13 protein-coding genes are annotated in these 14,486 nt (G+C 54.8%); 9 read left to right on the top strand and 4 right to left on the bottom strand.

Going from position 1 to position 14,486, the window contains the following annotated elements; all coding sequences use genetic code 11:
• Positions 1–58: 58 nt before the first annotated feature.
• The 4 genes from urtB to urtE are packed head-to-tail and all read left to right on the top strand — an operon-like array spanning position 59 to position 4,698.
• Positions 59–2,074 (top strand): urea ABC transporter permease subunit UrtB, encoded by a 2,016-nt coding sequence (gene urtB / locus DSD30_RS02640; protein WP_114008032.1) that lies wholly within the window; start codon positions 59–61, stop codon positions 2,072–2,074.
• Positions 2,075–2,077: 3 nt separating this feature from the next.
• Entirely contained in the window at positions 2,078–3,256 is a 1,179-nt protein-coding gene (urtC, locus tag DSD30_RS02645; RefSeq protein WP_114008033.1) for an urea ABC transporter permease subunit UrtC, read from the top strand.
• Entirely contained in the window at positions 3,253–3,999 is a 747-nt protein-coding gene (gene urtD, locus DSD30_RS02650; protein ID WP_114008034.1) for an urea ABC transporter ATP-binding protein UrtD, read from the top strand. The genes urtC and urtD overlap by 4 nt, the downstream gene beginning before the upstream one ends.
• A gap of 3 nt (positions 4,000–4,002) precedes the next feature.
• Complete coding sequence (gene urtE, locus DSD30_RS02655) at positions 4,003–4,698, top strand: urea ABC transporter ATP-binding subunit UrtE (RefSeq protein WP_114008035.1); 696 nt, start codon at positions 4,003–4,005, stop codon at positions 4,696–4,698.
• A gap of 40 nt (positions 4,699–4,738) precedes the next feature.
• On the opposite strand, the gene DSD30_RS02660 is transcribed toward urtE, so the two are convergent.
• From DSD30_RS02660 to DSD30_RS02670, 3 genes are all read right to left on the bottom strand, one after another.
• On the bottom strand, positions 4,739–6,349 hold the full coding sequence (locus tag DSD30_RS02660) for a GMC family oxidoreductase (RefSeq protein WP_114008589.1): 1,611 nt from the start codon (positions 6,347–6,349) through the stop codon (positions 4,739–4,741).
• Between the two features lie 78 nt (positions 6,350–6,427).
• Positions 6,428–6,775 carry a hypothetical protein gene (locus DSD30_RS02665; RefSeq protein WP_198662795.1) on the bottom strand — a complete coding sequence of 116 codons (348 nt, stop codon included), beginning with the start codon at positions 6,773–6,775 and terminating at the stop codon, positions 6,428–6,430.
• 379 nt (positions 6,776–7,154) lie between these two features.
• Entirely contained in the window at positions 7,155–7,931 is a 777-nt protein-coding gene (locus DSD30_RS02670) for an SDR family NAD(P)-dependent oxidoreductase (protein WP_114008591.1), read from the bottom strand.
• A gap of 625 nt (positions 7,932–8,556) precedes the next feature.
• Between DSD30_RS02670 and DSD30_RS02675 the strand changes: the two genes are divergently transcribed.
• Positions 8,557–9,279, top strand: a complete 723-nt coding sequence (locus tag DSD30_RS02675; protein WP_157967534.1) for a hypothetical protein — start codon at positions 8,557–8,559, stop codon at positions 9,277–9,279.
• Between the two features lie 164 nt (positions 9,280–9,443).
• On the opposite strand, the gene DSD30_RS02680 is transcribed toward DSD30_RS02675, so the two are convergent.
• Positions 9,444–10,076 (bottom strand): recombinase family protein, encoded by a 633-nt coding sequence (locus DSD30_RS02680; protein ID WP_114008037.1) that lies wholly within the window; start codon positions 10,074–10,076, stop codon positions 9,444–9,446.
• Between the two features lie 480 nt (positions 10,077–10,556).
• Here DSD30_RS02680 and DSD30_RS02685 point away from each other — a divergent pair, with 480 nt between their 5' ends.
• From DSD30_RS02685 to DSD30_RS02700, 4 genes are all read left to right on the top strand, one after another.
• The gene (locus DSD30_RS02685; RefSeq protein WP_114008038.1) at positions 10,557–10,862 is read left to right on the top strand and encodes a DUF2293 domain-containing protein; all 306 of its coding nucleotides are present in this window, start codon (positions 10,557–10,559) and stop codon (positions 10,860–10,862) included.
• 575 nt (positions 10,863–11,437) lie between these two features.
• Positions 11,438–12,952 carry a type I restriction-modification system subunit M gene (locus DSD30_RS02690; protein ID WP_114008039.1) on the top strand — a complete coding sequence of 505 codons (1,515 nt, stop codon included), beginning with the start codon at positions 11,438–11,440 and terminating at the stop codon, positions 12,950–12,952.
• On the top strand, positions 12,942–14,171 hold the full coding sequence (locus tag DSD30_RS02695; protein ID WP_114008040.1) for a restriction endonuclease subunit S: 1,230 nt from the start codon (positions 12,942–12,944) through the stop codon (positions 14,169–14,171). The genes DSD30_RS02690 and DSD30_RS02695 overlap by 11 nt, the downstream gene beginning before the upstream one ends.
• Positions 14,171–14,446 (top strand): hypothetical protein, encoded by a 276-nt coding sequence (locus DSD30_RS02700; protein ID WP_114008041.1) that lies wholly within the window; start codon positions 14,171–14,173, stop codon positions 14,444–14,446. Before DSD30_RS02695 ends, DSD30_RS02700 begins: the two co-directional genes overlap by 1 nt.
• The last annotated feature ends 40 nt before the right edge of the window (positions 14,447–14,486 follow it).

Here is a 14,486-nt window from a genome sequence, read left to right on the forward strand (position 1 = left end):
TTTCGCCAACATGTGCAGGGGCCCTTTGCGGCCCCTGCATCAATGAAAGTATATCTTGATGATCCGCATACTCGCAGCCTTACTGGTGGCCTTCCTCACATTCTCCGGTCTTGCCACCACGTCCCTATCCGCACAGACTGCGGCGGATCAGCCCGTTTCAGACTCCCAGCCAGCCTCGACCATGTCAAAGCTGCAATCGGTGGTGCAGGCCCATTTTTCGAAAATCAAGAAAGGGTCGGTCAAGACCGCCCAACCGGTCATTGATGCGATACAGGAAACCGGAGACCCTGCCGCCAGTCGGTTTCTGGTCAATTGGCAATCCAAGGACCTGTGGTATCGGAAATCAGATGATCTGATCGTCACGGTCAAGCGGGAAAGCGGCAAAAACTACACCCTTATGGACATCACGACTGGTGAGCCGATTGGCAAGGCGGTCAAGAAAGAGATCAAGCAGATCAAGCCCAACTCCGGTGTGCGCGCCTTACTGGGCGCGGCTTTGGTTGCGTCGCAACTGGTCAGCGACGATCTGGCAACGCGCAAGGACAGCCTTGATAGTCTGGCGCGTGATCCCAAACCAGATCATCTGGGTCCTCTGCGCAAGGCAATCGCCAGAGAGAGCGATGCAGGCCTTAAGGCGGACATGGTCCGTCTGGAGCGTCTGCTGACCATGCAATATGACAAGGATACGGCAGCCCGCGTCGCCGCGATTGAGAGTTTTTCGAGCGATCTAGGCCTTGATGTGCGGGCGCGTCTCAATCCGATGCTGGACACCAGACTGATGGTCGCCCAGACCGCGCCGAAGAAAGGCACATTTGCCCGGATCCTCAAACTCGGCAGTGATGAAACACTGGGCCGGGACGAGGCCTATGCCATGCTGGTTGCCAAAGGCTGGGCTCCAGAGGATATCAAGGCCGATGCCAAGACCAAGGCCCTGATCACCCATATAGCAGATGGCAAGGTCGGCTCCATCGCTGTCAGCGCGTTGGGCACCCAAGAGGCGCGCGACAAAGCCTATGCGCAGTTGGTCGAAAGAGGTCTTGCCCCCGCCGACCCAAGCGCTGAAGCGATAACAGAGACACTCAAACAGGCCTCTTTCTACGAAGTCTATCTCGAACCATCGCCTGAGGTGGTGGCTGCCACCAAGGCGACCTTGTCGAGCATTGAGACCAAGGTCGCCTGGTCCGAGGTTGCCGACCTGTTTCTTGACGGCCTGTCGCTGGCCTCGATCTTCTTTCTTGCAGCCATTGGTCTTGCCATTACCTTCGGGGTGATGGGCGTGATCAATATGGCGCATGGGGAGTTCATCATGATGGGGGCCTATACGGGCTATGTCATCCAGCAATTCGTCACCAATTACACCTTGTCGATCCTGCTCGCCATTCCGGCGGCCTTTGCAGTGACCTTCCTTGCTGGTGTGGCGATGGAACGACTGATCATCCGCCATCTCTATCACCGCCCGCTCGAAACCCTGCTGGCAACCTTTGGCGTGTCGATTGCCCTGCAACAGTTGGCCAAAAATATCTTTGGCACGCAGGCCCGGCCGCTGACTTCGCCCGATTGGCTCGATGGCGCGCTGGTGATCAATGACGTGATTTCGATCAGCTGGATCCGGGTGGCGATCTTTGGCCTGTCGGTTTTGTTCTTTGCCATGCTGTGGTTCACCCTCAACAAGACCCGGCTGGGGCTTGAAACCCGGGCGGTGACGCAGAATCCGCGCATGGCGGCCTCGATGGGCATCAATCCGGACCGGATCAACATGCTGACCTTCGGGCTTGGTTCGGGCATTGCGGGAATCGCCGGGGTGGCGATCGGCCTGTTCGCCAAGGTGACATCGGAATTGGGGGCGGACTATATCGTTCAGTCCTTCATGACGGTGGTTGTCGGCGGGGTTGGCAACATTTGGGGCACGCTGGCCGGGGCTGCGATGATTGGCTTCCTGCAAAAGGGCATTGAATGGTTCAACCCATCCAACACGCTGGCCGCCCAGACCTTCATGATCATCTTCATCATTATTTTCATTCAGTTCAGACCACGCGGCATCATTGCCCTCAAGGGTCGGGCAGCAGGAGACTAAGCCATGGGTGGACCACTGACGAAATTCCTGCTCAAGCATCCCAGTGCGCTGGTGTTTCTGGGCCTCATCGCCGCCTTCACACTCTTTGTCACCATTGGCAGCGAAGCCCTTGGCTATGGCTTCATTTCAACCTCCTTCGTCAAGACCCTGGGCAAGACTTTGTGCTTCTGCCTGATTGCCATCGCGATGGATCTGGTCTGGGGTTATTGCGGCATTCTCAGCCTTGGCCATTTCGCCTTTTTCGGCCTTGGCGGCTATATGATCGGCATGTGGCTGATGTATGAGCGCACCCGGTTGATCGTGGTGGAAGCGGCCCGCAATGCGCCATTGCCGCCGACCCAACAGGAAATCCAAGATGCCATCGGCACGCAGATTTTCGGCGTGGTGGGGGGATCCGATTTCCCCGTTATCTGGGCTTTCTCAAATTTCCTCTCGGTGCAGCTGCTGCTGGTGGTGCTGGTGCCGGGCCTGTTGGCCTTGGTCTTTGGCTGGCTGGCTTTCCGCTCACGGGTGACAGGGGTTTATCTGTCGATCCTGACCCAAGCCATGACGCTGGCTTTGTCGCTCTATCTGTTCCAGAATGATTCTGGCCTGCGCGGCAACAATGGCCTGTCGGGCTTGCAAAATCTGCCCGGCCTTGAAAGCACCCCGCAAGCGCTGATTTCGATCTGGTTCTTCTGGGCCTCGGCCTTTGCGTTGATGATGGGCTATCTGCTGCTCAAACTGATTGTCGAGAGCAAGCTGGGCAATGTCATTCGCGGCATTCGCGACGATGAGGCGCGCGTCCGCTTCCTTGGCTACAATGTGGAAGTCTACAAACTGTTTGTTTTCACTCTGACGGCCATCATCGCGGCAATTGCCGGGGCGCTTTATTATCCGCAGGCTGGCATCATCAATCCGGCGGAGATTGCCCCGATTGCCTCGATCTATCTGGCGGTTTGGGTAGCGATTGGCGGCCGTGGGCGGCTGTATGGCGCTGCCATTGGAGCGGCTGTGGTCTCACTTCTTTCAAGTTGGTTCACCGGCGGGCAGGCCCCGGATATCAATCTTGGCATCTATGTCATCAAATGGGTCGACTGGTGGCTGGTGCTGCTGGGCTTGAGCTTTGTGGCCGTCACGCTGTATGCACCCAAGGGCATTGGCGGACTGGTTGATCACTTCTCCAAGGGAGCAAAATCATGACCGCAGGGGCGTTGCTGGAAGTGGATTGCGTGTCGGTGTCGTTTGACGGTTTCAAGGCGATCAATGACTTGTCCTTCAATATCGATGCCGGGGAAATGCGAGCGATCATCGGCCCCAACGGGGCAGGCAAGACCACCTTCATGGATATCATCACCGGCAAGACCCGGCCCGACAGTGGCAAGGTTCTGTGGGGCGCAGATGTGATCAACCTGATCGGCAGATCCGAAAGTGACATTGCCCGGCTTGGCATTGGCCGGAAATTCCAAAAGCCCACCGTGTTTGAAGACCAGTCGGTCAGTGACAATCTTACCATGGCGCTGAAAAACAAACGCGGTCCCTTTGCGGTTCTGTTCCACAAAAAGAGCGACGCCGAAGGCGAGAAGGTGCTGGCCTTGGCCACTGAGATCGGTCTGGCGGATCAATTGGCGCGCCGGGCGGGCGACCTCAGCCATGGGCAAAAGCAATGGCTGGAAATTGGCATGCTGTTGGCGCAAGACCCGCAATTGTTGCTCGTCGATGAGCCAGCCGCCGGGATGACGGTGGAAGAGCGCAATCACACGGTCGAGCTGCTGCGCGAAGCGGCCAAGACCCGCGCAGTGGTGGTGGTCGAGCATGATATGGAATTCATCCGCAATCTCGATTGCAAGGTCACCGTGCTGCATGAAGGCTCGGTGCTGGCCGAGGGCAGCCTTGATCATGTGACCAAGGACCAGAATGTTGTCGATGTATATTTGGGACGATAGAGCATGCTGAATCTAGAAGGCATTACGCTGCATTATGACCAGAGCCAGATTCTGCATGGGGTCGATCTGGTGGCCGAACAGGGCAAGATCACCTGCCTGATGGGCACCAATGGGGTGGGCAAGACGAGCCTGTTGAAAGTGATTTCCGGCACGCATAATCACTCCGGCGGCAGCTATCACCTTGATGGCGTCGAACAGGGCAAGCAACCAGCCCATGTGCTGGCCAAGCGCGGGGTCGGCTATGTACCGCAGGGGCGCGATATCTTCCCGCTTTTGACCGTGCGGGAGAATATGGAAATCGGCTATGCCTGTCTCGACAAAAGCGAGCATAAGCTGCCCGAAGAAATGTTTGAATTGTTCCCGGTCTTGAAGGAAATGCAAAATCGGCGCGGCGGTGACCTGTCCGGTGGCCAGCAACAGCAATTGGCCATTGCGCGGGCCTTGATCACCAAACCGAAACTGCTGTTGCTTGACGAGCCGACCGAAGGCATTCAGCCCAACATCATCCAGCAGATTGGCCGGGTCATTTCCTTCCTGAAGGATCAGGGCGAGATGGCGATCCTGCTGGTCGAGCAATATTTTGAATTTGCCTATTCCCTTGCCGATCACTTCTATTCGATGCGCCGCGGCGAGATCATTCTCGATGGCGCCAAAGAACGGATAGCGAAAAAGGAATTGCTGGAAACGCTCAAGGTTTAAACTTTGATCGTCGCATTGAGGCCGACCTCCAAAGCCTGCCTCAATGCTGCCGCAGCATGTCGGCGGCTTTCTCGGCGATCATCACCACCGGGGATGCGGTGTTGCCGGAGACGATTTTCGGCATGATCGACGCATCAATCACCCGCAAGCCCTCCAATCCACGGACACGCAGTTGCGGATCGACGACGCTTTTGTCATCTGTCCCCATGGCACAGGTGCCGACGGGGTGGAAGATCGTGGTAGCGATGTCACCGATCTTGGTGATCAGGTCGGCATCGCTGTCGACCGCCGGGCCGGGCAGGATTTCTTCGGGCTGATAAGGCGCGAGCGCCTTAGCCGTGAGGATGGAGCGGGCTTGGCGGACGGATTTGACCGCCACATCGCGGTCTTTCTCGGTCGAGAGATAGTTGAGATTGATCTGTGGCTGAACGGACAGATCCCGTGTTGCAATATGGCAGGTGCCTTTGCTTTCGGGCCGCAGATTGCAGACCGATACGGTGATGGCCTCAAAGGGATGCAATGGATCACCAAGCTTGTCGGTGGAGAGCGGCTGGACGTGATATTCCAGATCCGGGGTTGCCATAGAAGGATCCGACTTGGTGAATATGCCAAACTGACTTGGGGCCATCGACATCGGGCCGGATCGGGTCAGGGCATATTGCAGCGCAATCTGGGCCTTCCCGATGAGGCTGTTGGCTTTTTTATTGAGTGTTTTGGTGTTTTGCACCTTGAAGACCGTGCGGATTTGCAAATGGTCCTGCAAATTGGCGCCGATATTGGCATTTTCATGGGCGACCTTGATGCCCATCGAAGCGAGCAAGGCGGCATCGCCAATGCCGGACAATTCGAGGATTTTCGGGCTGTTGATGGCGCCGGCGGCCAGCAAAACCTCGCGGCCTGCCTTGGCGATATGGGTCTCGCCCTTCCAGCGGAATTGCACCCCGGTGACGCGCTTGCCTTCCAGCAGGAGGCTTTCGGTTTCGGCCTTGGTGATCAGCCGCAGATTGGGGCGTTTCAGCGCCGGGCGCAAAAAGGCCTTGGCGGCACTCCAGCGCCAGCCCTTCCTTTGATTGACCTCGAAGAAGCCGCTGCCTTCATTGTTGCCATCGTTGAAATCCTCACGCGGATGGATGCCGAATTCCTTCGCGCCTTCCTGCACAGCCTTCAAAATGTCCCATTCGAGCCGCTGGCGGGAGACCTTCCATTCGCCACCGCTGCCATGGAGCCGGGAGCCACCCGCATGATGGTCTTCGGATTTGAGAAAAAAGGGCAGCACATCGTCCCAGCCCCAGCCGACATTGCCCAATTGCCGCCAATGTTCATAGTCGGCGGCCTGTCCGCGCATATAGATCATGCCATTGACAGACGTACAGCCACCCAACAGCTTGCCGCGTGGGTAGACCAGTGAGCGACCATTCAACCCGGCCTCCGGGGCGGTCTTCATCATCCAGTCGGTGCGCGGATTGCCGATGCAATAGAGATAGCCGACCGGGATATGGACCCAGTGATAATTGTCAGAGCCGCCCGCTTCGAGCAACAAGACCTTGGTGGCCGGGTCTTCGGTCAAGCGGTTGGCGAGCACGCAGCCCGCGGTGCCTGCCCCGACAATGATATAATCATAGTCACCCTCAAGGTTCTTGCATGTGGTCATGTTGCTCTCTTCTTGACTGGAGGCGTTGATACGATCCTTGCTATGAAGCGTCGACATTCGACAGGTTCATGCAAAGACCTATTCAGTGCGAACCAAAAGGACGACACCTGCCGGGTCAGACGTCCAGTGGCCGTTCACATCATCCAGGGGTTCGAGTTCGTCACGGACCGGGCTTTGAAGGGTCTCGATTGCCTTGTCCGGATCGTCAGTGAAGAGCTCGAGCCATATATCAGACTGGCTTTGCGTCTCCACCTTGTCGATCCATAAGGTCATCGGTCCGAACGCGAAGGCGATGCTGTTTTCAAATTCTTTCGTGACAGTGAGGCCTGCCCTGTCGCGGTAGAAGGCGACAGTATCTTCCCATCTGTGAAGCGGCACCTTAATCGCAATATTCTTTCCAGCTTCGATCATGTCATCAGCTTCCATTCCATAAAGCGTCTATGCATTTCTATTATGCTCGCTCGATATCCGACAATTTGAAGGATAGGCATTGCCATCCGCACCAGATCGCGCTGTTGGCGCGGGTGTAGGTTGGACAGGCGCCAAGCCAAGAGGGCGGTTGCGTCGGCTTGATTGTCACAATCAAATTGCACAAGGGAAGCATATCAGGGGAATTGCGGATCACAATTATCCTTACAACCAATGAGATGCCGAGTAAGGCCCAGCCGGAGAACGGACTGTTGCGATCCGCAATAACGGACAGGAACGGCTGCAAAATGGGGTTGCCGAAGCTGTTTCTGCCTCTGTAGAACCCGCATCGCAAGACCAAGCGATCCCTTGACCTCGTGACGCGGGCATCGGCGGTTCAGATCGTTATCTTCATGCCGCCGTCAACATAATAGGACGCGCCGACGCAATAGCTGGCACGATCCGAGCAAAGAAAAACGAAGAAATCTGCCAACTCTGCCGGTGAGCAAAAGCGCTTGATCGGGGCGAGTTCGTCAGCAACCCCTTGCAAATAGCCTTCCCAGTCGCCGCCGCTATCCTTGGTGAGTTCGCGCGCGGTATTCTCCCAGTCCGGTGTTTGCACCAGCCCCGGATTGACGCAGTTGACCCGAATATTCTTTGGAATGAACTCTGTCGCCATAGTGCGCGACAGCATCATCAAGGCTGCCTTGGTGACATTATAAATTGGCTCATACCAGAGCGGTTGGACGGCGCAAATGGAGGCATTGTTGAGGATCACTCCCGCTCCCCTCTCCTCCATATAAGGCGCTACCCCGCGGCACAGACGCACCGCCGCCATGACATGCAGGTTCCAGTAATCCATCCATTTGTCGTCGGGGGCCTCCATGATGGTCTCGTTTGACCCGGTCCCCGCATTGTTGATCAGAATATCGACGCCGCCAACCTCACGCACGACGGCAAGCACCGCATCGACGCCTTCCATCGATGAGACATCACCGACCGCCGGCACCGCCTGCTCCCCAATCTGGCGGCACGCCGCCTCGACCTTGTCGGCATTGCGGCCATTGATCAACACACGCACCCCTTCGGCAGCAAGCCCCTTGGCCACCGCCAGCCCGATACCATCGGAACTGCCGGTCACCAGTGCCGTTTTGTTGGAAAGATTGAGCTCCATTTTCTCCTCCTTGAGCCAGAAAGACAGGCACCTGTCCACGCCTTCCATCCCCCGATCTAGCCAGACCAGACTAGATCAGATCGCAGACCCTGTCATCAGCGCAGGGTTGAAAAGGAAGGGCTGCGCAAGGAGAAGGTGGTGAACAAGCCGAGAAGGGATTGCTTTCGAAAGACAGTTGGGAGGACATATCCCGTTTCGGTGTCATGCAGGGCCAGTGAGGCACCCTCGCAACCAGACAATCAGCGTCTGGCACGTCATATCCGATTGAAGCAATTGGGATCTTTCAATGAGACAGCTTGACACATGCACGCCCCAACCCAATTTTCCAACTTACCCTCGGCGAGCCGCTCACCGAGAAGGGGAGCTGATAAATCTATAGGGAAGATCCCTAACGCTTGGTGCCTCGAAGCGTTCTTGGTATGGCGGAGAGACAGGGAAAGCCCTCTCAGGCCGATTTTATCAATATTTTCAATGCCGTATGATCAACCGGCGGACTTCCTGTATCGCAGGTCTGTAACCCAGTGTCAAGCATCTGTGAGTCTAGCCTAATCTCAGTTGCAGCTCTTTCTCGGCCTGTGCAGAATTCGCTCCCTACGTTCCTTATAGATAAAGGTGGAAATTTCGTATGACCGAGGCGCAATCCAAATGTATCGAATGCAAAAGTGACCTGCCTGAAGGAGCTCGAAAATGTCTCAAGTGTGGATCTCGCCAGGATTGGAGAAGATTTCTGGACTTTGGGAATACATCGGCATCATTGCTCATTGCAACAATATCGGTAATGGCACTCGGAGCCCAAAATTTAATTGATCTAACGAACTGGTTTTCCGATCCCGAGCGCGGTGGGTTAACGGTCAAAATTACTTCGTTAGGACCAGAGCGTATTTCTCTTTACATCGACAACGACGGGCCAGGAAGTGTCGTATTCAACCAAACAGCCTTGTGTTCAATCTGGCCGACTGAAAAATCCTCCACATTGTGGGTAGGGGTTGATGGTGAACCTAACAAATATTTTGATTCTCGTTACCCCACAGCAAAAGAAGTTGTTGGGCGATATATCTATTCATACGGCGATAGAAGTCCAATTATTGTTAAATCAGGTCAAGAGTTTTTGCACGATTTAAATAGAAGAGAGCTTCTAATACAAAATAAAGACGGAATAAATTCCAATGAAAATGAAGTTAAAAGCTACTGCTTCTTCGATTTTATACATGAAAACACATCTCAAGACGCGATTATTGATATTGTAGACAGCTTGGAAGTCAGTTTTTTTGCCACTGAGAGAGACGTTGTCAAACAGGCAATAGAAGAATACGAAAATATTCGGAAGAAGAGGGCGTTAAAAGACTGATCTCCCTTATTCAAGGTTGGTTTTCGGCGCAATTTTGTCAGCCCCCATCTTGCAGATCTAGCCACGACAAACACCCCCCATAGGGCCTTACAAGGGTGCGCTCACGTCCTGCAATCGGCAAGGCAAAAGCAACCCCTGAGGCTAAACACTCCAGTTCACAGCCGTCACATTCTCCACAGATGCAACGCCTTCTCGCATTCTTCAGGCTGGTCCTTGATCCTGTAGATGGTTGGGCGCGTGAGGCCCGTCGCCTTGGCTATGGCTGAGATGGTATCGGAGTTGGTCAACATGGCCGTCACCTGTGCCATTTGCTCCCGGCTGTAGGATGGCTTGCGCCCCCTGTACTTCCCCGGCCTCTGCTTGGCTGCTGCAATGCCTGCCTTCTGTGCTTCTCTTCTGGCTTCCGTCTCTGCCTGTGCCATTGCTGCCATGAAGCCGATTAGCGCATCCCGCACCGCCTTGGCCATGGGATCTGACTTTGAACCGTCAAAGGTCAAGCCGTTGATGACGGTTTTGATGGTGACACCTGCGCTGAGCAACTCACGCATGACTTCAGTGACATCATCATAGTTGCGGCCTAGGCGGTCCACCCAGCGGACAACAAGTGTGTCACCTTCTCTGAGCAGGTCAAACAGGCGTTTCCCCTCTGGTCGTTCCCTCAAGCGAGTAGACACACCGGACACGCCATGATCCGCGACAACCTCGTTGATCTGAAAGCCTGCCTCTTCGGCTTGTGTCTTCTGATGATCCAAGGTCTGATCCATCGTGGACACACGAGCATATAGAACGGTCTTCATATCCTGCCTCCATATGAATTTTAGGATAGCGCCCATTTAAAAACCGTCCGCAGATCAAAATCAACCCTAGTGAACACACTTTTGAAGCCCCTTGTGCATATCCGTTGTGGCTTACCCTAGAATTCATTCGCACCGCAGCATGCCTGCTGATTGCCCTCCAAGATAGTGCCCCAACGCATAGGGTCAGGATCGCGTCAGGAGAGTCTGCAGGCAGCCGCGTCAACAAATGAGCCACTGCATCAAAGCGATATCCAACGCCTCTGCGAGCGCATTCTGAGGTCATCCAAAGCAGCTTCAAAGCGGGTTTCTAGAGCACAATCACGTGGCTGACGCATTCGGCATGCCGCTTAGCCTGAACCAACGTTGACTATGGACAACAGCACGACGGAGCATCATATTTGATGCAAAAGCAATGAATACAACCAACCAAACCAAGGCTCGTGAATTGTGTCTAAGATCCGATTTGAACGACGTGAGGTGATGGCGTTCCTCAATGAGCACTATCCAAGCTGCAGCTCCTACTACAAGCAAAAAATTGCGTTCAGAACGAGCAGAAGGCGTTGGAACGACGTCACGATAGGGAAAGCCGTCGGTATCACTGTCACGAACTATGTCCGGCATCATATGACGCAATATGAATATCTGATGGGAGCGCTGAAGCTGACACGTGAAGAGGCTCGGATTGTTGTTGCAGAGGAAGTCAAGGATATCTGGCAGAGCTGGCAACAGCCGAGGCTTGACACGACACCTGCAGACGATGCATCGGCAGCGCCCACCGACCAGTGACCCTCCAGCAGTGCAAACGCAGAGCCCTGCCAAGACCTCCATACCAAGGAAACCCAACAAACGTTGTCACGTCAGTGGCCCCTAGCAGCCCATCGGTCCTTTCTGGGAGGTGGGGACCGGCCACTAGAGCTGACCACCAAAGGCTCCCAATAATTAGGTTCCCCTATAGAGGCAAGCCTCCGTAGGTAACTAGAGGGGTATAGAGAGAGGGTATAGGTATGGATGTATTAGGTTAGATATCTATAGATAGGTAGGAGGAAGCAGGAGACATAGGGTGTAGACATCAGGGACATCTGGAGGGAAGACATCCATAGGGAACACATCCTCCTCCCACCCATAAAGGGGAGGGCTAAGAGATGAAGGGGGAACAGAGGCAGTCATAACGAAGGGAGAGATCGTTGTAGTGGGGTCTATAGGGGAACCCAATCAACCTGCCTAGGCCTTCTCAACTGCAACCCATGCCTGTGAACACACCATTCCTTTCGCCTTCCCCTCCGCCTCAGGGGCGTCTACTGTGCCGACCAAAGTTTCGTATCGGTTTGTTTTTGCTGATGCCCCAAGGACAAGGAAGCAGGATGCCACAATCAGTCGTCACCCAGGATCAGATCAACAAGGCCGCCTGGGCGGTGTGTGACACCTTTCGGGGGGTCGTGGATGCAGCGGACTACAAGAACTATGTCCTCACCATGCTGTTCCTCAAATATATCTCCGATGTCTGGAGCGATCACTATGCGGGCTACAAGGCGGAACATGGCGATGCACCTGAGTTGATCGAGGCGATGATGGCGAAGGAAAACTTTGTCCTGCCGCCGCAGTCGAGCTTTGACTACCTCTATGAACACCGGCATGAGCCTAAGAATGGCGAGCGCATCGACAAGGCCCTTCATGCCATCGAAGACGCCAACGGCACCAAGCTGCGCGACGTGTTCCAGGACATCAGTTTCAACTCCAACAAGCTCGGCGATGAAAAGCAGAAGAACGATACCCTGCGTATGCTGCTCGAGGATTTCGCCAGAGACGAGCTTGACCTGCGCCCGAGCCGTGTGGGGGCGCTGGATGTCATCGGTGGGGCATATGAATATCTCATCTCCCGCTTTGCGTCTGAGGCTGGTAAGTCGGCGGGGGAGTTCTACACCCCGGCAGAAGTGTCGACCCTCATGTCCCATTTGGTCGAGCCGAAGGAAGGGGATCTGATCTGCGATCCGACCTGTGGCTCTGGCTCGCTTTTGATGAAATGCGGTCGGCGCATTCTGGAGGGGACAGGCAAGCGCATCTATTCGCTGTTTGGTCAGGAGGCCATCGGGTCGACCTGGGCGCTGGCCAAGATGAATATGTTCCTGCATGGCGAGACCAACCATCGCATCGAGTGGGGCGACACCATCCGCAACCCCAAGCTCCAGGATGGCAATGGCAACCTGTTGCATTTCGACGTGGTGGTGGCCAACCCGCCCTTCAGTCTCGACAAGTGGGGCATTGGCAGCGCCGAGAAGGACCCTCACAAGCGTTTCTGGCGCGGTCTGCCACCCAAGACAAAGGGCGACTATGCTTTCATCTCCCACATGGTAGAGACCCTGAAGCCCGACACGGGTCGCATGGCGGTGGTGGTGCCCCATGGGGTACTGTTCCGTGCCTCATCGGAAGGCAAGATCCGCAAGGCGCTGATCGAGGAGAACCTGCTGGACGCTGTCATTGGTCTGCCCGAGAAGCTGTTCTTCGGCACAGGCATCCCGGCGGCAATCCTCATCTTCAAACACAATAAGCCAGACAGCTCGGTGCTGTTCATCGATGCCAGCCGGGACTATGTCGATGGCAAGAACCAGAACAAGCTGGGCGAGGCGCAGATCACCAAGATCATCGAGACCTATCGCGCCCGTGAGACGCTCGACAAATATGCCTATCGCGCCAGCCTTGAGGAGATCGCCGAGAACGACTTCAACCTCAACATCCCGCGCTATGTCGACACCTTCGAGGAAGAAGAGGAGATCGACCTCGTCGCCGTCCGCACGGAACGCAAGGCCCTGAACGAGGAAATGGCCGAGCTGGAAGCCAAGATGGACGCCTATCTCAAGGAGCTCGGTTATGGTGCCTGAGGGTTGGGTGAAGCTGGCTTTGTCAAGCGTCGCAGACGTGCGTACCGGCATTGCAAAAGGCAAAAAGGACATTTCTGATCCCATCTCTATGCCTTATCTCAGGGTCGCGAATGTGCAAGACGGTTACCTAGATCTCAGCGAGATTAAAGAGATTGAAGTCAGCAGGAACATGGTTGAGCGATACCGTCTGCAAGATGGTGACGTTCTTATGACCGAGGGAGGAGACTTCGATAAATTGGGGCGGGGCACTATTTGGCGCGGACAAGTACCCAACTGTTTACACCAAAATCATGTGTTTGCGGTGAGAGTTCATGAAGGCAAGCTCTTGCCATTTTTCTTCGCAATGCTGAGTGGAGGGGCCTACGGAAAGCGATATTTCCTTAAAGCGGCCAAACGCAGCACTAACTTGGCAAGCATCAACTCAACCCAGCTCAAGGCATTTCCCGTCCTCCTCCCCCCTCTCTCCGAACAGAAGAAGATCGCCGAGATCCTGTCGACGTGGGACCGGGCGATTGAGGTGGCGGAGCGGCAGCTAGAGACTGCACGGCTTCAGAAAAAGGCCCTGATGCAACAGCTCCTAACCGGCACCCGCCGCCTCCCCGGATTTGATGGCGAGTGGAAGACCGTGAAGTTGGGGGATATTGCTGACACTTATTCAGGCCTATCTGGTAAGTCAAAAACAGATTTTGGCTCAGGGGCCCCGTATATTCCATACAAAAATGTCTTTGATAATGCCGAGACTGACGCTTCATTTCTTGAGCTAGTTCAACTGTCTCGGGGAGAAGAGCAAAACAGAGTTCGAAAAGGTGATGTAATATTCACCACGTCTTCCGAAGTTCCTAAAGAAGTTGGGATGAGTTCTGTTGTTTTATTCGAAATGGAAGAATTGTATTTAAATAGTTTCTGTTTTGGATTGCGAATGCATGAAATGGGCGTTCTGCTGCCCGTTTTTGGAAAGCATTTTTTCAGATCGGGGCATGTACGACGAAAAATTGTAGTCCTAGCTCAAGGATCAACGCGCTATAATCTGTCCAAAAAGGAATTTATGAAAATCGAGATCGATCTTCCCTGCCCTCAAGAGCAGGAGGCAATAGCGGAATATCTAGAAAAGGCTGCCCAACAGGTTGTTAGTTTGAAGCACTCTATATCCCACCTCCGCACCGAAAAACGCGCTTTGATGCAGCAGTTGCTGACTGGCAAGAAGAGGGTGACGGTCTGATGAAGGATGTAAATGCCCCATGGAGTGACTACCAGCAAGTTATCGTCGAGACCTATGAGGCAAGCCGACACGGCAGGGGCAAGGCGATCCATGTCCGCCCCGTTGAGGGCGAAGCCTTTCCCGTTACCATGGATGTGGAATGCTCCCGCTCCATGCGCAAGGCGCATCCGGTTGGCACCCGTTTCCGCATCTATGCCAAGGAGACAAGCCGAGCAGGCAGCAAGCCCTTCCTCTACTCCCATTTCAACTGGCCCTATGAGGTGGTGAGCAGCTGACCTTTTCGGTGGCAAAAGGTCTTTTTCTTCAACCACACCT

It is taken from the genome of Cohaesibacter intestini, from assembly GCF_003324485.1.
In the GTDB taxonomy this organism is placed as follows: Bacteria; Pseudomonadota; Alphaproteobacteria; order Rhizobiales; family Cohaesibacteraceae; genus Cohaesibacter; species Cohaesibacter intestini.

Coding starts and splice junctions, on each gene's coding strand:
- DSD30_RS02660 (WP_114008589.1), bottom strand. CDS start 6,349: ATGACCACATGCAAGAACCTTGAGGGTGACTATGATTATATCATTGTC.
- DSD30_RS02690 (WP_114008039.1), top strand. CDS start 11,438: ATGCCACAATCAGTCGTCACCCAGGATCAGATCAACAAGGCCGCCTGG.
- urtE (WP_114008035.1), top strand. CDS start 4,003: ATGCTGAATCTAGAAGGCATTACGCTGCATTATGACCAGAGCCAGATT.
- DSD30_RS02685 (WP_114008038.1), top strand. CDS start 10,557: ATGGCGTTCCTCAATGAGCACTATCCAAGCTGCAGCTCCTACTACAAG.
- DSD30_RS02700 (WP_114008041.1), top strand. CDS start 14,171: ATGAAGGATGTAAATGCCCCATGGAGTGACTACCAGCAAGTTATCGTC.
- DSD30_RS02665 (WP_198662795.1), bottom strand. CDS start 6,775: ATGGAAGCTGATGACATGATCGAAGCTGGAAAGAATATTGCGATTAAG.
- DSD30_RS02695 (WP_114008040.1), top strand. CDS start 12,942: ATGGTGCCTGAGGGTTGGGTGAAGCTGGCTTTGTCAAGCGTCGCAGAC.
- urtB (WP_114008032.1), top strand. CDS start 59: ATGATCCGCATACTCGCAGCCTTACTGGTGGCCTTCCTCACATTCTCC.
- urtC (WP_114008033.1), top strand. CDS start 2,078: ATGGGTGGACCACTGACGAAATTCCTGCTCAAGCATCCCAGTGCGCTG.
- urtD (WP_114008034.1), top strand. CDS start 3,253: ATGACCGCAGGGGCGTTGCTGGAAGTGGATTGCGTGTCGGTGTCGTTT.
- DSD30_RS02680 (WP_114008037.1), bottom strand. CDS start 10,076: ATGAAGACCGTTCTATATGCTCGTGTGTCCACGATGGATCAGACCTTG.
- DSD30_RS02675 (WP_157967534.1), top strand. CDS start 8,557: ATGACCGAGGCGCAATCCAAATGTATCGAATGCAAAAGTGACCTGCCT.
- DSD30_RS02670 (WP_114008591.1), bottom strand. CDS start 7,931: ATGGAGCTCAATCTTTCCAACAAAACGGCACTGGTGACCGGCAGTTCC.